This window comes from Pseudidiomarina andamanensis, from assembly GCF_009734345.1.
In the GTDB taxonomy this organism is placed as follows: domain Bacteria; phylum Pseudomonadota; class Gammaproteobacteria; order Enterobacterales; family Alteromonadaceae; genus Pseudidiomarina; species Pseudidiomarina andamanensis.
This window is the reverse complement of the sequence record NZ_CP032551.1, coordinates 199,854-223,308: the sequence shown is the minus strand read 5'-3', so window position 1 is coordinate 223,308 and position 23,455 is coordinate 199,854. Positions and strand designations below refer to the sequence as shown.

Annotated in this window: 18 protein-coding genes and 5 tRNA genes; 8 read left to right on the top strand and 15 right to left on the bottom strand. The window is 46.7% G+C overall.

Annotation, left to right across the window (positions count from 1 at the left end; genetic code table 11):
- Window positions 1–28: 28 nt before the first annotated feature.
- Both fadJ and fadI read right to left on the bottom strand, forming a co-directional pair.
- Complete coding sequence (gene fadJ / locus D3795_RS00940) at window positions 29–2,152, bottom strand: fatty acid oxidation complex subunit alpha FadJ (RefSeq protein ID WP_156265749.1); 2,124 nt, start codon at window positions 2,150–2,152, stop codon at window positions 29–31.
- Entirely contained in the window at window positions 2,152–3,462 is a 1,311-nt protein-coding gene (gene fadI / locus D3795_RS00935) for an acetyl-CoA C-acyltransferase FadI (RefSeq protein WP_156265748.1), read from the bottom strand. Before fadI ends, fadJ begins: the two co-directional genes overlap by 1 nt.
- Before the next feature lie 172 nt (window positions 3,463–3,634).
- Between fadI and D3795_RS00930 the strand changes: the two genes are divergently transcribed.
- The 6 genes from D3795_RS00930 to D3795_RS00905 are packed head-to-tail and all read left to right on the top strand — an operon-like array spanning window position 3,635 to window position 10,525.
- On the top strand, window positions 3,635–4,591 hold the full coding sequence (locus D3795_RS00930; protein ID WP_156265747.1) for an AAA family ATPase: 957 nt from the start codon (window positions 3,635–3,637) through the stop codon (window positions 4,589–4,591).
- Complete coding sequence (locus D3795_RS00925) at window positions 4,592–5,569, top strand: DUF58 domain-containing protein (protein ID WP_156265746.1); 978 nt, start codon at window positions 4,592–4,594, stop codon at window positions 5,567–5,569.
- Complete coding sequence (locus tag D3795_RS00920) at window positions 5,566–6,048, top strand: DUF4381 domain-containing protein (RefSeq protein ID WP_173020967.1); 483 nt, start codon at window positions 5,566–5,568, stop codon at window positions 6,046–6,048. Before D3795_RS00925 ends, D3795_RS00920 begins: the two co-directional genes overlap by 4 nt.
- The gene (locus D3795_RS00915) at window positions 6,041–7,027 is read left to right on the top strand and encodes a vWA domain-containing protein (RefSeq protein WP_156265744.1); all 987 of its coding nucleotides are present in this window, start codon (window positions 6,041–6,043) and stop codon (window positions 7,025–7,027) included. The genes D3795_RS00920 and D3795_RS00915 overlap by 8 nt, the downstream gene beginning before the upstream one ends.
- Window positions 7,020–8,819 (top strand): VWA domain-containing protein, encoded by a 1,800-nt coding sequence (locus D3795_RS00910; RefSeq protein WP_156265743.1) that lies wholly within the window; start codon window positions 7,020–7,022, stop codon window positions 8,817–8,819. Before D3795_RS00915 ends, D3795_RS00910 begins: the two co-directional genes overlap by 8 nt.
- Entirely contained in the window at window positions 8,813–10,525 is a 1,713-nt protein-coding gene (locus D3795_RS00905) for a BatD family protein (protein ID WP_173020966.1), read from the top strand. The genes D3795_RS00910 and D3795_RS00905 overlap by 7 nt, the downstream gene beginning before the upstream one ends.
- Before the next feature lie 63 nt (window positions 10,526–10,588).
- On the opposite strand, the gene ppiD is transcribed toward D3795_RS00905, so the two are convergent.
- From ppiD to D3795_RS00845, 12 genes are all read right to left on the bottom strand, one after another.
- Entirely contained in the window at window positions 10,589–12,469 is a 1,881-nt protein-coding gene (ppiD, locus tag D3795_RS00900) for a peptidylprolyl isomerase (protein WP_156265741.1), read from the bottom strand.
- A 105-nt stretch (window positions 12,470–12,574) separates the two neighbouring features.
- Window positions 12,575–12,651 (bottom strand) — tRNA-Asp (locus tag D3795_RS00895).
- A gap of 7 nt (window positions 12,652–12,658) precedes the next feature.
- Window positions 12,659–12,931, bottom strand: a complete 273-nt coding sequence (gene hupB, locus D3795_RS00890) for a nucleoid-associated protein HU-beta (RefSeq protein WP_055438316.1) — start codon at window positions 12,929–12,931, stop codon at window positions 12,659–12,661.
- A 313-nt stretch (window positions 12,932–13,244) separates the two neighbouring features.
- Complete coding sequence (gene lon / locus D3795_RS00885) at window positions 13,245–15,593, bottom strand: endopeptidase La (RefSeq protein WP_156265740.1); 2,349 nt, start codon at window positions 15,591–15,593, stop codon at window positions 13,245–13,247.
- A gap of 144 nt (window positions 15,594–15,737) precedes the next feature.
- Window positions 15,738–17,024: an ATP-dependent protease ATP-binding subunit ClpX gene (gene clpX, locus D3795_RS00880; protein WP_156265739.1), complete on the bottom strand. Its 1,287-nt coding sequence runs from the start codon at window positions 17,022–17,024 to the stop codon at window positions 15,738–15,740.
- Between the two features lies 1 nt (window position 17,025).
- Window positions 17,026–17,643 (bottom strand): ATP-dependent Clp endopeptidase proteolytic subunit ClpP, encoded by a 618-nt coding sequence (gene clpP / locus D3795_RS00875; protein ID WP_092855810.1) that lies wholly within the window; start codon window positions 17,641–17,643, stop codon window positions 17,026–17,028.
- A gap of 107 nt (window positions 17,644–17,750) precedes the next feature.
- Complete coding sequence (tig, locus tag D3795_RS00870) at window positions 17,751–19,049, bottom strand: trigger factor (protein ID WP_156265738.1); 1,299 nt, start codon at window positions 19,047–19,049, stop codon at window positions 17,751–17,753.
- A gap of 164 nt (window positions 19,050–19,213) precedes the next feature.
- Window positions 19,214–20,353, bottom strand: a complete 1,140-nt coding sequence (locus tag D3795_RS00865) for a GGDEF domain-containing protein (RefSeq protein WP_156265737.1) — start codon at window positions 20,351–20,353, stop codon at window positions 19,214–19,216.
- A gap of 121 nt (window positions 20,354–20,474) precedes the next feature.
- Window positions 20,475–20,551, bottom strand: a tRNA-Pro gene (locus tag D3795_RS00860).
- 38 nt (window positions 20,552–20,589) lie between these two features.
- Window positions 20,590–20,665: transfer RNA gene (locus D3795_RS00855), tRNA-His, on the bottom strand.
- A gap of 28 nt (window positions 20,666–20,693) precedes the next feature.
- Window positions 20,694–20,770 (bottom strand) — tRNA-Arg (locus tag D3795_RS00850).
- Between the two features lie 18 nt (window positions 20,771–20,788).
- Window positions 20,789–20,865 (bottom strand) — tRNA-Pro (locus D3795_RS00845).
- A gap of 265 nt (window positions 20,866–21,130) precedes the next feature.
- Between D3795_RS00845 and folD the strand changes: the two genes are divergently transcribed.
- Together folD and D3795_RS11525 are read left to right on the top strand one after the other, a co-directional pair.
- A complete protein-coding gene (gene folD / locus D3795_RS00840) occupies window positions 21,131–21,991 on the top strand; it encodes a bifunctional methylenetetrahydrofolate dehydrogenase/methenyltetrahydrofolate cyclohydrolase FolD (protein WP_156265736.1) in 861 nt (286 codons plus the stop codon).
- Between the two features lie 112 nt (window positions 21,992–22,103).
- Window positions 22,104–22,271 carry a carbon storage regulator gene (locus D3795_RS11525; protein WP_156265735.1) on the top strand — a complete coding sequence of 56 codons (168 nt, stop codon included), beginning with the start codon at window positions 22,104–22,106 and terminating at the stop codon, window positions 22,269–22,271.
- A gap of 28 nt (window positions 22,272–22,299) precedes the next feature.
- On the opposite strand, the gene D3795_RS00830 is transcribed toward D3795_RS11525, so the two are convergent.
- Window positions 22,300–23,454, bottom strand: coding sequence for a hypothetical protein (locus tag D3795_RS00830; RefSeq protein ID WP_156265734.1), 1,155 nt, complete (start codon window positions 23,452–23,454; stop codon window positions 22,300–22,302).
- Window position 23,455 lies beyond the last annotated feature (1 nt).

Below are 23,455 nucleotides of genomic sequence, written 5' to 3'. Positions count from 1 at the left end.
AACTGATACAACTTAAAGCCTCGAGCGCTTAATAAAAGCGCTCGTTATTTTCTGCCATTTTAACCAGCAATGGTGCTGGGGTATAACGCTCACCATGTTGCTGCTGATAGCTCTGCAAACGGCGCACAATTTCAGTCACGCCAACAGCATCCATATAACGGAATGGACCACCTCGGGACGGCGGAAAGCCGATACCGAAAATAGCGCCAATATCGCCATCGCGAGCACTACGGATGATGCCTTCGTCTAAGCAGTAGGCGGCTTCATTCAACATTAATAGCACGGTGCGCTGCGCGATCTCTTCACCGCCTAACTTAGCTGACGGGCTAATACCCAACAAACTATACACCGATTCATCAACCGATTTACCTGGCTTCTTACCCGAGTAAGCGTAGAAGCCCTTCTTGTTCTTCTTACCTTTGCGTTCGTCATCCAATAACTTACCAAACGCATCGGGCGCGCGGAATCTGTCACCCAGTTCATCCGCCATGATTGGCGCAACTTTCGCCGCAACATCTATACCCACTTCGTCCATCAATTTCATTGGACCAACTGGAAAGCCAAATTTCACTAACGCGCTATCAACCACTTCAATTGGCTCGCCTTCGAGAACTAAACGCGCCGATTCATTCATATACGGTGCTAGGATTCGGTTGACATAGAAGCCCGCGCCATCTTTCACCACAATCGGGGTTTTACCCTGTTTCTTGGCTAGTGCAACAGTTGTTGCAATGGTCTCGTCGGACGTTCCCGCATGTGTGATAATTTCAGCCAACGGCATTTTATCAACCGGCGAGAAATAATGTAATCCGATCACGTTCTCTGGACGCTGCGCCTGTGCTGCAATTTTAGTAATGGGTAGGCTTGACGTATTGGTAGCAAAAATTGTGTTCTCACCAGCAACAGCCTCGATATCAGCAACCATTTGTTGCTTCAAATTCAAGTCTTCAAATACCGCTTCAATCACCACATCGACTTGATCAAAGCCACTGTAATCAAGGCTACCGCTTAAACGCAGCATGATTGACTCAAGTTCAGCACGCGCCATGTGTTTGCGCTTCACTTTCTTATGCAACAAGTCGTAGCTATATTTCAGTGCATGCACAATGCCTTGTTCTGAAATATCTTTGATGCGAGCCGGCAAACCTGCCTTCGCAGCGGTTACATAAGCAATACCGCCGCCCATCAAACCACCACCAAGAACACCAACGCGCTCAATTTTACGCGGTTTAGTATCACCTGCTCCGGTCTCTTTTTTCATCGCTGTTGTCGCAAAAAAGATATTGCGTAGCTGTTTTGATTCGGGCGTCATGGCAAGTTCGCCAAACGAACGAGCTTCAAATTCAAGACCCGCCTCAAAACCTTTATCCGCACCATAAGCGATGGTATCGATAATTTTGTCCAGTGCTGGATAATTACCTTTCGCTTTTGCCTGCGCTTGCTCTCGAGCTTTCGAGAAAATAATGCCGCGACCAACCCCCGTGCCTTCAAGGGCTTTATTCAACAAAGAATGACGAACGCGCTTTACCTTCGCTTTACTGCTTAAGGCGAGCTTTACTGCTGCTTCAAGCAAAATACTTGCCGGCACAACATCATCAACAATCCCTAATTTTTTCGCTTGTTTTGCCCGCAGCTGTTTGCCAGTCAAAATTAACGGCAACGCTTTTTGAATACCTATTAGACGCGGTAAACGCTGCGTACCGCCGGAGCCTGGTAACAAACCGAGCTGTACTTCTGGCAAACCGATAATCGTTCGATTGCTGTCTGTTGCCACACGGTAGTGACACGCTAACGCCAGCTCTAAACCACCGCCTAAGCAAGCACCATCAATTGCCGCAACAACAGGTACTTTCAAACCTTCAATACGGTCAAACATGGCTTGACCTTGTCGCGCTAAGCTCTCGGTATCGGCAGCATTTTCACACGCATCAATCATGCTGATGTCAGCACCGGCCACAAATGAACCGGGCTTATCGCTGATTACGACAACGCCTTTGAGGTCTTGCTGCTGTTCTAATTGATTTAAAACGTGTGCGACTTCTTCGGCGAACGATGCTTTTAAGGTATTCATCGACTCACCTGGCACATCAATATGGATGACCGCTACCTGATCATCGCGTAACTCTAGCGTAAAAGCTTTTTGCTCGCTCATTATTCAGTCTCCACAATCATCGCTGCACCTAAACCACCAGCCGCACACGCCGTGGTTAACCCGACACCACCGCCGCGGCGCTTCAATTCATTTAGGGTTTGGGTAATAAGACGTGCACCGGTTGCCGCAAATGGGTGTCCATAAGCCAACGAACCGCCCATCACGTTGAATTTATCCATGTCGATTTCACCAATGGCTTCGCTGCGACCGAGTTTTTCTTCGGCAAACTTTTTACTCGCAAACATTTTCATGTTGGCAAGCGTTTGTGCCGCAAAGGCTTCGTGCATTTCAATTAAGGTTAGATCGCTGAGCTTCATGCCCGCACGGTCAAGCGCAATCGGCGTTGCATACGAAGGCCCCATCAACATATCTTCCCATACATCAATGGCGCTAAATGCATAGCTTCGAATATAACCAAGAACTTCATAGCCTAGCGCTTTCGCTTTACTCTCGGTCATTAACAAAATGGCGCTTGCACCGTCGGTTAAAGCAGTACTATTTGCCGCAGTGACGGTACCGTGCTTGCGATCAAACACCGGACGTAATTTTGCATAGCCATCTAACTTGGAATCACTACGCACGGTATTATCGCGTTTCAAAAAGTCGTTATATGGTTCGGCGTACGCGGTCATCACTTCGGCATCTAACTTGCCGGCTTCCCACGCTTCATGCGCCAAAGTATGTGAACGATGCGCCAATGCATCTTGATCCGCACGGCTAATATTGTGCGTCTTTGCCATTTGTTCAGCCGTATCACCCATGGTTAAACCGGTGCTGTATTCAGCAATTGCAGGCGGTACAGGCATTAAATCTTTAAACCGTAAACGCTTCAAAATGTTCAAGCGTTGACCTAGCGTTCTCGCTTTATTCAAATCAACAAGCGCATGGGCAAGTGAACGAGAAACGCCAATCGGCAATACTGAGGACGAATCTGCACCACCAGCGATACCCACTGAAATGTTTCCAACCACCATGCTTTCTAGTACGTTGACCGTAGTTTGAAAACTCGTTGCGCAGGCACGTGATACACTGTACGCATCAGTGGATACCGGAAGGTTGGTACCCAAAACAATTTCGCGCGCAATGTTCGGTGCTTTGGGCATTTGTACTACTTGTCCGTAAACCAGCTGCTCAACCTCACTTGGGTCTAAGCTGTAGCGATTAAGTAGCTCTTGCACTACCATTTTGCCCATATCCAATGCAGGAACGCCATGGAAATAGGTCGCCTGCTTCGCAAACGGGGTGCGCAAGCCGGCAACAATCGCGATGCGGTCGCCTGAAGCAGTGGTCAGATTCTGACGTGCGGCCATAGATTTGTCCTCTGTTGTTTTGTTATGGTCATTCCTTAATCTGGTCTGACCTCATAGATGGTTACAAATTTTAACGGGTCTTTGGCGAGAATTAAACCGTTGTTTTCGGTAAAGTGCGAACTTAGAGTATAGCGATAGTATAGAAGTAATATACACAAAGCAGAGGAATCTGATGGCAGCTGAACAGTTTCAAGCATTACGTAACTACCTCGACAGTCAAGTATTGGGGCAACCTGATTTCACCGAAAGTTTGCTAGTTGCCCTACTAGCTGATGGCCATTTACTCGTTGAGGGCCCTCCTGGACTTGCGAAAACTCGTGCTGTTAATGCCCTGGCAAAAGGAGTTGAAGGTAGTTTTCATCGCGTGCAGTTCACCCCTGACTTGCTGCCTGCTGACTTAACAGGTACTGATATTTATCGTCCCGAAACGGGCGAGTTTGTATTCCAACAAGGGCCTTTGTTTCACAATATTATTTTGGCTGACGAAATTAACCGCGCCCCAGCGAAAGTTCAGTCTGCGTTATTAGAAGCCATGGCTGAGCGCCAAATCACGGTAGGCCAAAAAACCTATCCGTTACCAGAGTTATTTATGGTATTGGCAACCCAAAACCCGCTTGAGCAAGAAGGCACGTATCCGTTACCTGAAGCACAGCTCGACCGATTCTTAATGCATCTCAATTTAGATTATCCAAATGCCGATACCGAACGTGACATTTTGCGTTTAACGCGTGGCGAAGAATTACAAGGCCAAGCAGATATGCCCAAGCCTCTGAAGCAGCAAGATATCTTCAATGCGCGCAAAGAAGTACTCGGTATCTACATGGATGACGCAGTTGAGAATTATCTGGTGCAATTGGTCATTGCGACACGTGAGCCAAGCTTTTACAGCAGCGACCTCGCCCGCTGGTTAAACTATGGTGCCAGCCCACGAGCAACCATTGCGCTTGATCGGTGTGCGCGCGCCCGTGCTTGGTTACAACAGCGTAACTTTGTTACCCCAGATGATATTCATGCGGTTTACGCTAAAGTGCTGCGCCACCGTATTATTTTGAGTTACCAAGCGGAAGCCGATGGCATTGATGCTGACCAAGTGTTAGCGCAAATCATTCAGTTAGTTCCAGCACCGTAAATGAGCGCACTTCGTACCGTCTTATCACCGGAACTCGTTACGCAATGGCTTGATACGTGGCGTAGCGACGGTATTCACGTGAGTAGTCACGAACTCATGTATTACCGCAGTAAAGTGAACGCATTTCAGCGCTTTCGCCGCTTACATCCGCCTCCTGGACCAAGCGGCGCACTATTAAGCAAGTTCAAAGGACGTGGTATGGAGTTTGATGAATTCCGCCACTACCAAGCTGGTGACGATATACGCGCCATCGATTGGCGTGTCACCGCGCGCACCGGCACGCCGCACACCAAACTATTTCGTGAAGAGCGCGAACGCCCTGTATTTGTTGTTGTCGATTTGAGTGACAGTATGCAATTTGGCAGCCAACTGCTATTTAAATCTGTGCAGGCCTGCCATTTGGCGGCTTCTTTAGCTTGGCTTGCGGTGGCAAGAGGCGATCGCATTGGCGCGGTCATTACCAGTCAACATGGTCATGCAGAAATTAAGCCACAAGCGCGTCATCACGGCGTCATGCAAGTGATCCATCACTTAGTTGAACAACAACAACTCGCCATGACAAATTGGCAGCAACACCATCATCAAAACGTATTTCCAAAGGCTCTTGAGCGGCTACAACAGTTGGCTCGTCCCGGCAGCATTATTTATTTAATTAGTGACTGGTTGAGCGATGACCCGGCGCTTTGGCGCCATTGTCTTGCGTTGCAACGTCACTGTCAGCTCATGCCGTTTACAATTGCAGACCCGCTTGAGCTGCAGTTACCGCAGGTGACCGAGCACACATCATTAGAAATGACCGATGGTGAACAAGACGTGGTGGTTGATCCATACAACAAACATCAACGGCATGCTTACGCACACGCACAACAGCAGCGCATGCAAGAGGTCTTAAAGCAATGGCAGCAATTAGGGTGCCCGCTACGTTTATTCAGCGCCGCCGACGCGCTCGAGAACCAATGGCCTGGGGAGTTGTTATGATACTGCTCGATAAGCCCATTGAAATTAACGACATTGTGGCAGCTCCTGCAGCGTCTTGGTGGCCACTTGCGAGCGGTTGGTACATTCTTGCAACTGTCGCCATCATTACGGTTGTCAGTAGCATTGTTTTGAGTGTGCGAGCCTATCGCAAACGCCGCCCTCGCCGACTCGCGTTAAAACAACTGCGAAAGCAGCCGCCAGAAACACTTAGTGCTATCACGTTAATATTAAAACAGGCGACGCTAGCCTACGTGCCGCATGAGGAAACATTAAACTGGTGGGATTTTTTAGGCGAGCAATTAAACACGCGTCAACGTCGTCGTTATCAACCATTACTCACCGCATTAAGCGAAGCGAGTTATCAACCGTATGTAGCACAAGAGCAATGGATTGAGCCATATCGAAAGTTTGCAGCAGTGTGGTTGAAGCAAGCGCTTCCACTCTCAAACAAGCAACTGAAGGAGCAACGCGATGATTGATTTCGCTTGGCTCTGGGCAGGGCTTGTTTGGCCGATTCCCTTTATTTATCGCTGGTTACGCCGCCCTCACATTCAGCAATCTCAGCCGCTTACCGTTACCCATCTTCCTGCGGTTGCATCAGCTACCATTAAACCGCGCCACAGCCGATTAGGGAACGCTATTGGGGTTTTGGTGTGGACACTGCTTATTGTTGCGTTGATGCGCCCACAATGGCTTGGCGAACCCATCCCTGCGCAAAATGATGCTCGCGAAATGATGATTGCCGTTGATTTATCCGGCAGCATGGAAATTGCTGATATGGCAATTAACGGTCAACAAGTCGACCGTTTAACTATGCTCAAACATGTGATGCATGATTTTATTGAGCGCCGCGTCGGCGATCGTCTTGGATTAATTTTATTCGCAGATACCGCGTATGTTCAGGCGCCGATGACCTTTGACCGTGCGACCGTGCAGAAAATGCTTGATGAAACAGTGCTGCGTTTGATTGGTGAGCGCACAGCCATTGGCGATGCTATTGCACTCACGGCCAAACGCTTCGCTGATCGTCCACAAACCAACAAGATATTAATTCTAGTCACCGATGGACAAAATACTGCGGGCAATGTTTCGCCCGCGCAAGCCCTAGAACTTGCCAAGTATTACGATGTGAAAATTTACACAATTGGCGTTGGCGCTGAAGAAATTGTGGTTGATGGATTCTTCGGTCAACGCCGAGTGAATCCAAGTCGAGATTTGGATGAGAATATGTTGCGTCAGCTAGCCGACGAAACCGGTGGTGAATACTTTCGAGCTCGCAGCACAGAAGAACTTGAACGCATTTATACAGAGCTTGATACCTATGAACCAGTACAGGGTGAAAATCAACTTCGCCGACCGCAAACTGCGCTTTACCATTGGCCCTTAGGGTTAGCGTGGATTATGCTAGCGCTTGCGATACTACAAACGACTCGACGCAATTGGAGGCAGCATGGCTGATTTCCATTTCTTGCGACCATGGTGGTTATTAACGTTAATTCCGGTTGTCATCATCACATGGTGGGCATGGCGACATGCACACGAAAAACAGGGTTGGTCAAAAATAATCCCCGCCCACTTACAAGCTATATTGCTACCACGCAACGGCCAGCGTAGCGGTCGATTTCAATTGATGCTCGTGGGTCTGGCGTTAAGCTGCAGCGCACTTGCGTTAGCCGGTCCAGCCTGGCAAAAATTACCGCAACCGGTCTATCAATTAAAAGCCGGCTCGGTGGTGGTAATGGACATGTCGCTGTCAGTCTACAGCACTGATCTCCCGCCAAATCGCTTGAGTCAAATGCGCTTTAAAGCAACAGACTTAGTGACTGAGCATATCGATGGCGACATCGGCCTTATTGCTTATGCCGGTGATGCGTTTACCATCAGCCCCTTAACCGCTGATGGCAGCAATTTAACCAACCTCATTCGCGCATTGAGCCCAGACATTATGCCAACTCCGGGAAGTTATCCAGTGCGAGCATTGGAACTCGCCGATCAACTTCTCAAGGAAGCCGGCTACCCTGAAGGTGATATCTATTGGCTTACCGATGGCATCGATAGTCGTGATCAAACTGATATCGGCGACTTCATCAATCGTACTGCGCATCGACTCAACATTTTAGCCGTGGGCACTGAGGCTGGTGCGCCCATTCAATTACCCGATGGTCGACTGCTGCGAGATAGTAGCGACAATGTGGTCATTCCAAAATTAAGTGTTGGCGGATTACCGGTCCTTGCTGAGCGCAGCGGCGGCCGTTTTATTCAAATTCGAGCCGACCAACAAGATATTGTGTACCTCACGTCGCAAGCACCAACAACACGAGATGGCGATAAAAGTTCGATGCAGGCAGGCGATCAATGGGCCGATCAAGGGCCTTGGCTGATTCCATTAATCTTGCTGTTACTGCTGCCTCTAGCGCGACGAGGAAGACTACTGAGTATGGCTCCTTTACTCTTCGTGATTGCTCTCAGTCATCCTGTGTATGCTGCGCAGCAAGAGCCTTTAGCATGGCATGAAAAGTTATGGCAAACGCCCTATCAACAAGCAGATCAAGCCTTAAAAAATGGCAATTATGAACGTGCTGCGACCATTACCGATAATGCTTGGCAACGCGGTACTGCCAATTATCGGGCTGGTAACTATGATCAAGCATTGGTAGATTTCTCTCAACTTGATAGCGCTGAGGGCTTTTACAATCAAGGCAATAGTTTAATGCAACTGCAGCGCTATGATGAGGCAAAGAATGCCTACGCAGCGGCGTTGGAGCGTCGTCCTGATTGGACGGAAGCACAGCAAAACTTAGATTTAGCCAAGCAGCTTGCTGAACAACAACAGCAAAACCAATCCAATCAACAGGGGCAGTCACAGCAACAGCAGAATTCCGATCAGAACTCGAATCAAAACGCTGATCAAAGCTCGGAACAAAATGCCAAACAAGACGCTGAGCAACAAACCGAGAAGAACCAATCTCAAACCGATCAGTCGCAACAACAACAGCAGCAAGCCGAACAAACCAAAGAATCTGATTCACAAGAGCAGTCAGAAGCTGAGCAAAAGGCACGTGAGGGCGAAGAGAAGCCACTGCAAAGTCAGCTAGGCGACCCGTCGGAAGAAGAATTACAGCAACAAATGCAGCAGTGGTTGAATCGTATCGAAGATGATCCCGCTGTATTATTACGTAATAAAATGCAGTTTGAGGCGCAGCAGCGGCGACGCCAAGGTTCGCCTCCAGGAGTTGAGAAATCGTGGTAAACAATGTGTTGAAAGTATTTCTGATATCGCTTGTCTTTTGGTTTAGCGCAGCAGCTAGCGCACAAGAAGCCGAAATTGTCGCAAGCGTTGATAAAAATCCAATCATTCAAAGTGAGCCGTTCACGCTCACGGTAACTATCAATGATGATATCAGTGAATCTGCATGGGATGCAGAGCAACAATTACGTGACTTTCGTATTCTCAACGTGCGGTCTTCACGCCGCACCAGCGTCATTAATGGCGTAACAACTCGAACAACGTCGTTTATTGTCAACCTTCAAGCTCCAGCGACACCGGGTATCGTCAGAATTCCACCTATTCAGATAGGATCAGCGCGCAGTAATGCCATTGAGTTGACGATTCTTGATGCGGCCGCGTCGGTTGATGAGTTAGAGCAACGACCGGCTTTTATTCGCACCTCATTAGAATCTAAGCGCGTTTATGTTCAACAGCAGTTCAAGCTGGTCTCACGTCTCTATTTGAGTGCGAATCTTCATAGTGGAAATTTAATTGCGCCGAATTTACCTGAGGCCGAAGTGGTGCAATTTGGTAAAGATGAAGAATCCTACGAGATCATCAACGGCAAGCGCTACCAAGTATTCCAACGTACTTATTTGATCACGCCACAGCGCTCAGGTGATTTGAAGTTAGAAGGACCGGTATTTGAAGGACAAATAACACGCGATTCCAGTCGTTCGGTTTTTTCATCTATTGCGACTACCCAACCCGTCAGTGCCGTTGCGGTGCCTACTTCTATCACCGTATTACCTCGTCCGGCCGATTGGACTGGGCACTGGCTACCATCTGAACTCGTGAGTGTCAGCGTCGAGCGTGCAAACCCAGAGCAACCAATAGAAGTTGGCCAACCGATCACTCTCACTTATCGCGTAACCGCTATTGGGGTGAGCACGGAACAACTCCCAACCCTAACTCTCGATGATTTTGACGGCGCTTCGGTTTACCCCGAATCACCTGAGTTTGCGAGCACAACTCGCAACGGTAGAGTTATTGCACAACGTAGCCAAACTGTCGCAGTCATTCCGCGTCAGGCAGGCAAGTTCACCATCCCTGAAGTTCAAGTAGAATGGTTCAACACCCGACTAGGGCAAGCACAGCTATCTTCTTCTGAGCCCATCACCTTAGAAGTAAGCCCGAGCTCGCAAGCGGCCGCTCCTGCACCAGTTGCCGATAAACCTGCTAATGAAAACGACGTTGTTGTTGATGAGCCGACACAACAAACTAAAGCGCAATATCAATCAAACAATACGCTCTATTTTTATTTGGCTGTTATCTTCGCTGCACTTTGGGTTATCACGCTTAGCTTATGGGCATGGTGGTGGCTACGTCGTTCTGCTAAACCAGTGGCAATAAATGATAACAAAGAGCAAAACACAGCAGCCGCATCTTGGAGCCACCTACAGAAAGTTGCTCTCGAAAATGACGCTAACGCAACCGATTTGGCGCTTCGTAAGTGGGCTCGAGAGAAATTTCAATTGCCAATGTTTGACCTCTTTGAATTAGCGCAACACTTCAATCACCAACCGTTGTCCAGTCAGATAGACCATATACAGCGTTGTCGCTTTTCTGGTGCTGGTGCTACCTGGCTTGAAGGGAAAGCACTTATAAGAGCTCTCAAAGCAGCGCAAAAGCAACGTAAATCAACAAAGAGCAAAAAGGATACGCTATCCCCTCTTTATCCCAGTTAATCTTACGACACCAACAAAAAACCCGGGACAAGCCCGGGTTTTTCTTACATGCTTTATCACGATTTATTCAGCAGCAGTACCATCAATACGAATCTCAATTTCTGCTTCTTCACGCAGAGCTTCAATAAACGCGCCATAGCTTTGCTGTGTGAAGCTATTCGTCAATTGCTCAGCCATTTGTGCTTGCATTGTCTCATCAACTTCACCGGCCATAACGTCAGTCAACTGAACGACAGCTAAAGCACCACTGCTCAATTCTGTTACCGCAACTTGAACTGAGTCAGCTGCTGGCACAGCTTGCTCGAATAAGCTTTGAATAACCGCTCGCGGCACTTCTGTGTTACGACGATCAACAGCTTCTAATGCGGTTAACTCAACGCTCGGTGACTCACCATTGCGTAGCTGAGCTGCCAAAGCTTCAGCTTCTTCACGAGCTGCTGCTTGTGCTTTTTCAGTACGAACGTTATCTAATACCTGCGCACGAACTTCATCAAGTGATTTAATTGATGCTGGCTTGAAATCAATGACACGCACTACCACAGCTTGTTTATCGTTAACTTCAATAAGGTCACTATTTAAGCCTTCATCAATGAAGTCACGATTAAACAATTGCTCGATAACCACAGGATGATTTAATGCAGTAGGCGCTGTGTTACGGTTGAACCAATCACTCTGACGTACTGTTACTGCGGTTTCTTCAGCAACCGGCTGCAGTGTGTCTGGAATATCAAACGCTAATGCCGAAACTTTTTGTTGAAGCTCGTAATAAGCTTGCTTCACACGGTCTTCACGCATCTCAGCAACAATTTCATCGCGCACTTCTTCAAACGAAGTTGACGTACCCTCTTCAATCTCGGTTAGCTTGATGATGTGATAACCAAATGAAGTACTAACAACGCCGCTAATATCGCCAACTTCTTTTAACGCAAAGGCCGCTTCATCAAACGCAGGATCCATGGTGCCTTTTTCAATAAAGTCCAGGTCACCACCGGTTTCTGCGGTGAAAATATCATCTGAATATTCCGCGGCAAGTTCGGCAAAATCAGCGCCTTCAGTAAGCTTCGTTAACACTTCCTGCGCTTCTTTTTCTGCCGCTTCGCCTTCACCTTCAATAAGAATATGTGCGAAACGATAGCGATCTTGTGTTTGATAACGCGACTGATTGTTGTCGTACCATTCACGTACAACGCTCTCGTCAACTTCAACATTCTCAGCTACAACATCAGCGTCCAGTTGAACAAACTCAACCTTCACCTGCTCTGCCACATTAAAGCGTTGCTGATTTTCTTGATACCATTGCTCAAGTTCGGCGTCGGTTACTTCAACAGAGTCAATATACTTATCAAGTTCAATAGTCGTATAAGCACCACTACGTTTTTGGTTAACCAAACGTTGCACCGCTGCAGCTTCGCTCGGAAGCGCAAACTCAGACTCGACCATGGCTTGCAACAATTGTGTACGAGCTAAGTCGCGTCGCATCAGTTCAGCAAAACCGTCTGGCGTGTAGCCCAAACCGCTCAATGTCATTTGATATGTTGTATTATCAAACTGACCAGCCACTTGGAATGCGCTGATTTCACGAATCGCTGCTTTTACCTGCTCGTCAGAAACACGTAAACCCGCATCACGCGAGTATATCTCTACCAGCTTCTGGTTAATCAAGTCGTCCAACACTTGTTGGCGTAACTGCTGATTGAAACCTGGGTCAGCGGCTAGCGTGGCATAAAAGTCGCCAAACTGTTCCTGTTGACGTGCGCGCTCGTTATCAACGGCACGATCAAATTCAACCCGAGTAATTTCCTCACCGTTTACCACGGCTACCGATGGCTCTGGCTGGTTAGTGATATAACCACCTATTCCAGCTAAGGCAAAAGTAAGGGCAATCAATACTAGAATCGCTTTCACTATAAAGCTTTGCGACCCTTCACGAATCCTGTCCAACATATCTCACTAAACCTCAATTATTCCCGTTGTTGGGCGGGTATTATATCTGCTATTGCAGAAAAAAAATAACCCGAAGACAAGCTTCGGGTTATTTTCAGCATTTGCTGGCGGAACGGACGGGATTCGAACCCGCGACCCCCGGCGTGACAGGCCGGTATTCTAACCAGCTGAACTACCGCTCCGCTTTTATTAGTTTACTGAATCTTTCAGTGCTTTACCGGCTTTGAAAGAAGGTACTTTAGCAGCTGCGATTTGGATAGTTTGGCCAGTTTGTGGGTTACGACCAGTGCGAGCTGAACGCTCACGAACACTGAAAGTACCAAAACCAACTAATGCTACTTGATCACCTTTCTTCAAAGCGTCAGTTACTGCTTCGATGAAAGAATCTAGAGCACGTCCAGCCGCAGCTTTAGAAATTTCTGCTCCGTCTGCAATTTTATCAACTAACTGAGACTTATTCACAGTATCATCCCCTTAGATTGTTATTATCAGATTTGCATGGTTCCATTGCGTTCTGTTTTTTCAATGGGCCAGCGAAGGTTATAACAAGCTTAAACTAACTGTTCAAGCGATAGTGACAGATTAGCAGACATCTTCCTTATTAATCTATCACTCAAGTGGCATGCCAGAGTCATTTTGTGTTTGAGTCCGACCAATCACTTTGACTCTAGGCTACCACAAGATTTCGGATTGAGAACCCTTTTTAGCAATTTTTTTAACGAAAGAATGCGGGCTGCAGGCAGATTGTTGACTTGCAGACCTCATTTTTACGTTGTTAGGCCGATTTTTCGCCGGTTTTCGGCGCAGATTCAAGCGCAACAGCCAATACTTCATCAATCCATTGCACCGGCTGAATCTTCAAATCCCCCTTCACCGCATCGCTAATTTCTTTCAAATCACGTTCATTATCTTTCGGAATCAGAACATGTTTGATGCCGCCGCGATGCGCTGCTAACAATTTCTCTTTCAAGCCACCAATGGCTAATACTTCACCTCGCAAGGTAATTTCGCCAGTCATCGCCACTTCTGCTCGTACCGGAATTTCGGTTAGCGAGCTCACCAATGCAGTCACCATCGCAATACCAGCGCTTGGGCCATCTTTTGGTGTTGCGCCCTCAGGCACGTGGACGTGAATATCGCGTTTCTCGTGGAAGTCCTCTGGAATACCGAGTTTATTTGCACGGCTCCGTACGACGGTAAGAGCTGTTTGAATCGACTCTTGCATCACATCGCCCAAAGAACCGGTTGAAGTAATTTTCCCTTTACCTGCAACGTTAGTGGCTTCAATCGTCAATAAATCGCCGCCAACTTCGGTCCATGCCAAGCCAGTCACTTGACCCACTTGGTTATTCTCTTCAGCTTTACCGAAGTCAAAGCGTTGTACACCAAGGAAATCCGATAAATTGTCACCAGTAATCTCAACGTGTTTAATACGTTTATCTAGCACAATCTTTTTCACCGCTTTGCGACATAAGCGCGAAATCTCACGCTCAAGATTACGCACACCAGCTTCGCGAGTGTAGTAACGAATAATGCCGGTAATTGCATCGTCAGTGACATTAATTTCTTTATTCTTCAGGCCATTACGCTCAATTTGCTTCGGCAACAGGTGGCGCTTGGCAATATTCAGCTTCTCATCCTCGGTATAGCCCGACAAACGAATCACTTCCATACGGTCTAATAACGGACCTGGAATATTCATACTGTTCGAGGTAGCCACAAACATCACGTCTGACAAGTCGTAGTCCACTTCGAGGTAATGGTCGTTGAAGTTGACGTTTTGCTCAGGATCCAATACCTCCAACAACGCCGACGCAGGGTCGCCGCGCATATCAGATGCCATCTTATCGATTTCGTCGAGCAAAAATAGTGGGTTACGAACACCAACTTTCGCCATTTTCTGAATCAGCTTGCCTGGCATTGAACCAATATAAGTACGACGGTGACCACGAATCTCCGCTTCATCACGTACGCCACCTAAAGCCATGCGGATATATTTGCGGCCAGTCGCTTTCGCAATCGATTGCCCCAATGAGGTTTTACCCACGCCTGGTGGCCCTACTAAGCACAAAATAGCGCCGCGTACCTTACTGGTTCGCTGTTGCACCGCCAAGTACTCAAGAATACGCTCTTTCACTTTCTCTAAACCGTAATGATCGGCGTCAAGAATCTTCTCGGCATTCGCCAAATCTTTCTTAATGCGTGAACGTTTTTTCCACGGCACCGACACCATCCAGTCGATGTAACCACGCACAACGGTCGCTTCAGCCGACATCGGTGACATCATTTTCAGTTTTTGCAATTCGGCACGAGTTTTCTTCTCTGCCTCTTCAGGCATACTGGCGTCTTCAATTTTCTTTTGCAGTGCTTCAAACTCGTCAGGGCCGTCTTCCATTTCGCCCAGCTCTTTTTGAATGGCTTTCATTTGCTCATTCAAATAGTACTCGCGCTGACTCTTTTCCATCTGCTTTTTCACGCGCGAACGAATCCGCTTTTCTACTTGCAGCAGATCAATTTCGCCTTCCATCAGCGCCATCAAAAATTCAAGACGCTCACGTACGTCGGTAATTTCGAGAACCTTTTGCTTATCATTAAGCTTTAACGGCATATGCGCCGCCATGGTATCAGCTAAACGGTCAGCTTCTTCGATACCCGACAAGCTGGTTAATACCTCAGGCGGTATTTTCTTATTTAACTTCACATAGCCTTCGAACTGATTAATCGCTGAGCGAATCATCACCTCTTCTTCTTTTTCGTCCATCACCTCAGAATCAAGGTAATGCACTTGGGCACGGAAGAAATCAGACTCAGGCTCGAATTGCTCAATTTCAGCCCGCTGACTGCCTTCTACCAACACTTTCACTGTGCCGTCTGGCAACTTCAATAACTGCAAAATGGTCGCGACGGTACCAATGGTGTGGATGTCAGCTTGCTCAGGCTCGTCCACCGATGCATCTTTTTGTGCCGACAAAAATATTTGTTTGTTCTGCTCCATCGCCGCTTCTAAACAGCGAATAGACTTTTCACGCCCGACAAATAAAGGGATAACCATGTGCGGGTACACGACCACGTCGCGCAACGGCAGCACAGGTATGCTTAAGCGCTCAATCCGTTCTTCACTCATAAACTTCTCCAAGTAACCGGTTCGTGACAGTTGTCACTCTATCTTACCTCTTAATATGTGGCGCTCCAGCGAAAGTTCAATGTTTTGCACAAAAAAAGGGCCTAATTGGCCCTTTTTGCACAAAATTCATGCTAAACAAGCAAGTTATTCACCTGATGCGTGCTTTTCATCCTGTTGATTCGCATAAATTAAAATTGGTGATGACTCACCTTTGATGACAGATTCATCAATCACGACCTTACTCACATTTTCCAATGTTGGTAAGTCGTACATCGTATCTAGCAACACGGCTTCGACAATTGAGCGTAATCCTCGAGCACCGGTTTTGCGCGCCATGGCTTTACGAGAAATGGCTCGCAATGCATCTTCGCGGAATTCAAGCTCAACATCTTCCATCTTGAATAACGCGCCATATTGCTTGGTGAGTGCATTCTTCGGTTCGCGTAAGATTTGCACCAACGCGTCTTCATCCAACTCGGTCAACGTTGCCAGTACAGGTAAACGACCAATGAACTCTGGAATCAAACCGTATTTCACCAAATCTTCTGGCTCAACTTGCGTTAACGTCACGCCTTCAGCTTTGGGTTGTTTGCTCTTCACTTCAGCACCAAAGCCAATGCCACTGCCAACGCTAACCCGTTGCTCAATAACCTTGTCGAGACCAGCGAACGCACCACCAGCAATAAATAGAATTTTCGAGGTATCTACCTGCAGAAATTCTTGTTGTGGATGCTTACGTCCACCTTGCGGCGGCACTGCCGCTACAGTTCCTTCAATAAGCTTCAATAAAGCCTGTTGAACGCCCTCGCCCGAAACGTCTCGCGTGATTGATGGGTTATCCGATTTGCGCGAAATTTTGTCAATTTCGTCAATGTAAACAATACCACGTTGCGCCTTCTCAACGTCGTAGTCACACTTCTGCAACAGCTTCTGGATAATGTTCTCAACGTCTTCACCCACATAACCAGCTTCGGTCAGCGTGGTGGCATCAGCCATGGTGAACGGCACATCCAAAAAGCGCGCTAGCGTTTCTGCTAAGTACGTCTTACCACTACCAGTTGGGCCAATAAGCAAAATATTACTTTTGCCCAGCTCAACCAGCTCTTCGTCTTTACTCTTGGTTTCGTTGTTGGCCAAGCGCTTGTAGTGGTTATAAACAGCTACAGCCAACACCTTTTTCGCCATTTCTTGACCAATAACATATTCATCAAGATGGGCACGAATTTCGTGTGGTGTTGGTAGTTTCTTTTGCTCTTCTTGCGGCGCAATATTCTGAATCTCTTCTTCCAAAATATCGTTACACAAATCCACACATTCATCACAAATAAATACCGAAGGCCCTGCAATTAGCTTGCGAACCTCGTGCTGACTTTTTCCGCAGAAGGTACAAAACAACGGCTTTTCGCCATTACCTTCAGTTTTATCGGTCATTCTATTCTCCGCCTCGTTGCGTCAATACTTTATCTACCAAGCCATAGTTCACTGCTTCTTCAGCAGACATAAAGTAATCACGATCAGTGTCTTTTGCGACTTGTTCTAAATCTTTGCCGGTGTTCTCTGCCAACATGCGATTCAGTTTATCTTTAATATCTAAAATCTGACGCGCATGAATTTCAAAATCAGATGCTTGGCCTTGGAAGCCACCTAACGGCTGGTGAATCATCACGCGTGAGTTTGGCAAACAGAAACGCTTACCTTTCGCACCGCCAGCAAGCAAAAATGCTCCCATGCTCGCCGCTTGCCCCATACATACAGTGCTCACGTCTGGCTTAATGAAGCGCATGGTATCGTAAATCGCCATACCCGCAGTAACAGCACCGCCCGGTGAATTGATGTACAAGTAGATATCTTTATCTGGGTTATCTGATTCTAAGAATAGCAACTGCGCCACAATTAAGTTGGCCATGTGATCTTCAACCTGACCACAACAGAAAATTACGCGCTCTTTCAATAAGCGCGAGTAGATATCGTACGAGCGCTCTCCTTTTGCTGTCTGTTCCACTACCATCGGCACCAATTGTGCCATTGGGTCTAGCGCCATATCCGACATAATTTACGACTCCTGAAATAAAAATGGCTCGTATAAGTTTATACGAGCCATTAAACCAAGTTGTAGTCGATGCCGTCAACGTTGTTGTGACGGTATTCGCAACTCTTTTATTTTTTCGGGTTCATCAACTCGTCAAAGCTGGTTTTCTTTGCTTTAACTTTTGCTTGAGAAAGAATGAACTCAATTGCTTGTTCTTCTAATGCAACATTGCGAATTTGCTGCATCATTTCTTCGTTACCTTTGTAGTAAGCGATAACTTCAGCTGGATCTTCGTACGCAGAAGCGTTGTTCTCGATGATCTCGTCAACTTTTTTCTCGTCAACTTTCAACTCGTTACCACGAATCACTTCGCCCAGTAACAAACCAACTTTCACGCGCTCTTTCGCTTGTTCTTCAAACAAATCAGCTGGAAGTTGCGGCAACTGTGCTTGGTTACCACCGAAACGTTGCATTGCTTGACGACGCAACACATCAATTTCTTGGTCAACCATCGCTTTTGGTAAGTCAACGTCGTTGTGCTCAACCAAGCCTTTCAAAACTTGCTCTTTCACTTTGCTTTGCACAGCGTTTTTCAGCTCACGTTCCATATTCTTACGAACTTCAGCTTTCAACGCATCAACGCCGCCGTCTTTAATACCGAACAAAGAAACGAACTCGTCAGTTAGTTCTGGTAAGTCACGCTCTTCAACTTTCTTCGCCACAATCACGAACTGCGCTTCTTTACCTTTCAGGTTTTCAGCGTGGTAATCTTCCGGGAAAGTCACGGTAATTGTTTTTTCTTCGCCAGTTTTCATACCAATAATTTGGTCTTCGAAACCAGGAATCATACGACCTTCGCCAAGCTCAAGTGCAAAATCAGTCGCTTTACCACCTTCGAATTCTTCACCGTCTACAGAGCCAGTGAAATCGATAGTGATACGCTCACCTTTCTTCGACTTACGCTTAATTTCTTTCCAGCTAGCGTGTTGCTTGCGCAATGTATCAAGCATGGTGTCGACGTCTTTGTCAGTCACTTCAACGTCTGGCTTTTCAACAGCTAACTTGTCTAAAGCAGCAACTTTAACTTCTGGGTAAACTTCGAAAGTAGCTACGAATTGAAGATCTTGACCTTCTTCGTTTACTTTTGGCTCAATGGCAGGCATACCCACTGGGTTGATTTTTTCCTGCATCATTGCTTCGAAGTATTTGCTTTGCATAAGGTTTGAAGCAGCACGTGCACGCGCTTCTTTACCAAATAATTTCTGCAAAACATTTGGTGGAACTTTGCCTTTACGGAAACCGTTGATACGACGGTTACGGTACTCGTCTTTTAACAGACGCTTGACTTCGTTTTCGATAACGTCAGCTGGCACGGTGATCGTGGCGCGACGCTCTAATCCTTGGGTTGTCTCTACAGAAACCTGCATTGCTTTGTTACCTCGGCTTCACTATTGGCCTGAGCCCACTACCAGCGGGGCCCTTCAAAATGACGCCGCATTATAGCGAAGCCATGGGCCTACGTCGAGTAGGAACGGACATTTTTGCGGCGATTGCGCTGTGATTGTGCGCGTAGCGCGGTGATGGCGCAGTATTAGCTTGTTGCTAACTTACTCTGTGCCTTTGGATTTACTTCAATACGATTACGGCCACATTGCTTAGCGAAATATACCGCAACATCAACCTCTCGCATTAAATCATCGGTGGTTGTCGTTGCCGATGGAATATCAGAATGAACTCCAATACTCACGGTGACAGGACTCCCTAACCGTTTCTCTAACAACCTAACCCGAGCGAGAACTTTTTTCGCTTGTACGGTTAACTCGTCAACTTCTGACTGAGGACAAACCACCATAAATTCGTCACCACCAAAGCGGGCGACATATTCACCGGTGCGTTTGAAATGACTTTGTAAGATATCCGCCACAGCCTTTAATACCTCGTCGCCATGCAGGTGACCGTGCTCATCGTTAAGACGCTTAAAGAAATCGACATCAACCATGAGCAACGTTAACGGGTGCTGCGCTCGAATAGCCCGGCGTAATTCATGTTCAAGGCATTCATCTAAACCGCGACGATTCACCAACCCAGTCAAGCTATCTTGGCGCGCCAATTGCGCAAGCTTCGCGTTGGCTTCTAAAAGCTGTGCTTCTGTCGCACGTAACTGTTCTTCGGTTTTGTGACGAGCAATAGTATTGGCGATCATGTCGGCGACGAGACGCATCTGCCGAATATCGCGTTCTACCCATTGGGTCTGGCGATTCACCAAATCACACCCGACAAAACCAACCAGCTTGCCTTCCATGTACATGCCAACGGCCATCATCGAGCGAATATTTTCGCGCAATAACTCGTCACGGAAGCCACCCGCACTCTCTGGTAACATTTTTGCATCATCAACCAAAATCTGTCCGTCTTCGAGCATACGCTCAAAGAAGTACGGCATCATTTCAGCGGGAATATCTTGCAAATCGGGTTTATGCGCTTGTATACCGTCGTTTGTCCACTCGTAGGTATTCGACATTTTTGAGTGATTTTTTGAAAATTCAAACACATAGCAGCGATCTTTGCTGCCTCCGCGCCCCAATAACGCGAGAGCATGCTCAATGTGGGTTTGGCTTTGATCAGGCGTAGAATTGATGAGTTGCATGCTGATGACCGAAATCATCAAGCCAAAGCCTTCCTCTGTTGAAGATGCATGGTTAGCATGCTGTTTTGGCATGTTCTCTAGCATGAAATAAGCTCTTATAGTTGTTATAGCTTGTAGCAAATTTTAAACAGATGCCGAAATTATACGCAACTTTCGAGAAAAATCTATGCTAAGAGGGAATCAATGTTGGAATGAATCATGAGAATGGTCGGCGAGACTGGATTCGAACCAGCGACCCCTTGTACCCAAAACAAGTGCGCTACCAAGCTGCGCTACTCGCCGACTTCAAATTTTTGAGATAATGCTGAAAAGCAGAGAAATGGGGTGGCTGATGGGACTTGAACCCACGACAACCGGAATCACAATCCGGGGCTCTACCAACTGAGCTACAGCCACCACTTCATATGTTGTGCCAGGGCTTTAATGGCGCACCCGGCAGGATTCGAACCTGCGACCGACGGCTTAGAAGGCCGTTGCTCTATCCAGCTGAGCTACGGGCGCATTTCGCACTTTAAGAAATGGTCGGCGAGACTGGATTCGAACCAGCGACCCCTTGTACCCAAAACAAGTGCGCTACCAAGCTGCGCTACTCGCCGACATACTTCTTATAAGTCTTTAAAATCCCGTGCAGGACGCGGCCTGACAACGGGGGCGAATATTACCTGTTGGGCCGTAACGCGTCAAACATTTTTTTGCCCAAAATGTCCGACTGCTGAAAATACCAACAGGCTGACTGAAATTTATTCATTCCGTATTTCAGTACCCGTTTAATCGACGCTACAACCTTAGCAAAAAACATGCGAAAATAGCAGCCCATGAACTCGACACATCAGCATTTAACCGAATAAGGTGTTCACAGCAATGACTGCGCAACGTATTGATGGTAAACAAGTAGCTCAACAAGTTCGTGATGAAGTAAAACAAGGGGTTGCCAAACGCCTTGCTGCCGGTGCTCGCGCCCCCGGCCTTGCCGTCGTCATGGTGGGTGAAGACCCAGCCTCTGCAGTTTACGTTGGCAGTAAGCGCAACGCCTGCAAAGAAGTAGGCATTGTGTCTAAAGCATTCGACTTGCCAGCCACAACCACACAAGCAGAACTCGAAGCCTTAATCGACCAACTCAATAACGATGCTGAAATTGATGGTATCTTGGTGCAACTGCCATTGCCGCAGGGCTTAGATGCACAAGCCATTCTCGAGCGCATTAATCCATTCAAAGACGTTGACGGCTTTCACCCGTTTAACATGGGCCGTTTAGCCCAACGTAACCCGGCATTACGCCCATGCACCCCGCGCGGCGTGATCACTCTACTCGATTCCATTGGCTTAGACTTGCATGGCAAAAACGCCGTGGTGGTTGGCGCTTCCAACATTGTTGGCCGCCCAATGAGCCTAGAGTTGTTGCTGGCTGGTGCCACCACAACCGTTTGTCACCGCTTTACTAATGATTTAAAAGAGCACGTGCAACGTGCTGATGTTCTTGTCGTTGCTGTTGGCAAGCCAAACTTCATTCCTGGCGAATGGGTCAAACCGGGCGCCGTAGTGATTGATGTGGGTATTAACCGTTTGCCTTCTGGAAAACTCGTTGGTGATATTGAGTTTGAAACTGCTGAGCAGCGCGCCTCATACATTACCCCAGTGCCAGGCGGCGTCGGCCCGATGACCGTAGCAACGCTGATGCAGAACACCTTGCAGGCATGTGATACTTGGCATGCGCCGCTTTAATAGTTGACTACAATGTACGACAATAACCAACAACTTCCGTAGTGATGTCTTAATTTTACGATATGCCCTAGACTTTCCTTTACAATATTTATTTTAACGGAGAATCAAGGACATGTTGACATTAACGAGAAAGATCGGTGAAGAGATTGTGATCGATAATAAAATTAGAATTTGCGTCGTTAAGATTGAAGGAAAACAAGTGAAATTGAGATTTGAGGCGGATAATCAGGTTGTTATAGTAAGGAGCGAATTAATCGCAGATGTAGCTAATAGCGAATGATAACCATACGATTGCAAAGTTATCGATTTTAGGAAGCAGACTGAAAGTTTGACGCATAGCCCCACGAAAATAGAACCTTTCCAATTCTAAGAATCTCATCAACCTGAGCGGGGGCTTCACTCATAGCGCTATTAAATAATCGATTCAAATCAACCTGCTTTTTTTTGATTACCTGAAGGGTGGTTGCTGCATCGCAGCAAATACTTTGGATAAATACGCAATTAGTATTATTCGGACAATGGTAGCAGCCTTTTTTTATCCTAGTAAAAGATGAAACATTTCTTATACACCCCAAACATGACTCGTTGATATCTAAACCATTTATAACATGTTCCCAGTAGGCTCCATAGGTACTTTCCAAGAACCCGTATTGGTATGCAGTCAAACCTTTCTTAAAATCAAAATAACGGACAGAGCCGGTGCTGCCATATAACACGCTCTTAATTGACTCAAGAAGCTGTGCTCGCTTTCTCTCTTTCAACAAGAGATATCCCTTTTTATATACACTAATCGGAATAATGTTCTCGGCTTCGTGATGAGGAAGAATCTCGAGATACCAAAAGTCTTGTTCTCTATCAAAAACGTTACTAAATAGTTGCGCTGTACTTCCCAATGGCCCATTAGGATGCCTTCTGTCGCTATCAACTATACAAATCGTCAGTCTATTATCATCTATCGATTCATCGAAGTGACGTCGACAACTACTACCACCACCAGCTCTGAAATCGAGTTTGAAATTAAAATTATTTATCCGATTGTGATAGCAATAATAATTGACAAAAGAATAGTAAACCTCTTTATCATTTAAATCTTCAAGAATAAGATTGCTACTTTCTAGGAAGTTAGATTGAACAAGCTTAGTGTACCCGACAATCAAATTTCCATAACTGTCTAAATTAATTGCCAATCGATCTAACGAAAAATCTACAATTAAAAACTTGTTTACCAAAGTTTTCATAGCTTCATTTTCGCTATATATATCCCTAATGTTGATAATTTGACCTACAACAAAGTCCCCTAATCTTCCAAAATTCTTCGGATTATAAGATTCCGGAACGTCATCGATAATTACCGCATGTTTCTGTTCGATCGCAGCATTAATAATTCTATATAACGCAACATTCTTTTCAGAAGAAGATTGGCTGTTGTTTATCAAATTAATCGATCTAAGAACTATTAACATT

What these genes read in the sequence shown, in the direction of transcription:
- fadJ (WP_156265749.1), bottom strand. Translation starts at nt 2,152, where the DNA reads ATGAGCGAGCAAAAAGCTTTTACGCTAGAGTTACGCGATGATCAGGTA.
- fadI (WP_156265748.1), bottom strand. Translation starts at nt 3,462, where the DNA reads ATGGCCGCACGTCAGAATCTGACCACTGCTTCAGGCGACCGCATCGCG.
- D3795_RS00930 (WP_156265747.1), top strand. Translation starts at nt 3,635, where the DNA reads ATGGCAGCTGAACAGTTTCAAGCATTACGTAACTACCTCGACAGTCAA.
- D3795_RS00925 (WP_156265746.1), top strand. Translation starts at nt 4,592, where the DNA reads ATGAGCGCACTTCGTACCGTCTTATCACCGGAACTCGTTACGCAATGG.
- D3795_RS00920 (WP_173020967.1), top strand. Translation starts at nt 5,566, where the DNA reads ATGATACTGCTCGATAAGCCCATTGAAATTAACGACATTGTGGCAGCT.
- D3795_RS00915 (WP_156265744.1), top strand. Translation starts at nt 6,041, where the DNA reads ATGATTGATTTCGCTTGGCTCTGGGCAGGGCTTGTTTGGCCGATTCCC.
- D3795_RS00910 (WP_156265743.1), top strand. Translation starts at nt 7,020, where the DNA reads ATGGCTGATTTCCATTTCTTGCGACCATGGTGGTTATTAACGTTAATT.
- ppiD (WP_156265741.1), bottom strand. Translation starts at nt 12,469, where the DNA reads ATGTTGGACAGGATTCGTGAAGGGTCGCAAAGCTTTATAGTGAAAGCG.
- lon (WP_156265740.1), bottom strand. Translation starts at nt 15,593, where the DNA reads ATGAGTGAAGAACGGATTGAGCGCTTAAGCATACCTGTGCTGCCGTTG.
- clpX (WP_156265739.1), bottom strand. Translation starts at nt 17,024, where the DNA reads ATGACCGATAAAACTGAAGGTAATGGCGAAAAGCCGTTGTTTTGTACC.
- clpP (WP_092855810.1), bottom strand. Translation starts at nt 17,643, where the DNA reads ATGTCGGATATGGCGCTAGACCCAATGGCACAATTGGTGCCGATGGTA.
- tig (WP_156265738.1), bottom strand. Translation starts at nt 19,049, where the DNA reads ATGCAGGTTTCTGTAGAGACAACCCAAGGATTAGAGCGTCGCGCCACG.
- D3795_RS00865 (WP_156265737.1), bottom strand. Translation starts at nt 20,353, where the DNA reads ATGCTAGAGAACATGCCAAAACAGCATGCTAACCATGCATCTTCAACA.
- folD (WP_156265736.1), top strand. Translation starts at nt 21,131, where the DNA reads ATGACTGCGCAACGTATTGATGGTAAACAAGTAGCTCAACAAGTTCGT.
- D3795_RS11525 (WP_156265735.1), top strand. Translation starts at nt 22,104, where the DNA reads ATGTTGACATTAACGAGAAAGATCGGTGAAGAGATTGTGATCGATAAT.
- D3795_RS00830 (WP_156265734.1), bottom strand. Translation starts at nt 23,454, where the DNA reads ATGTTAATAGTTCTTAGATCGATTAATTTGATAAACAACAGCCAATCT.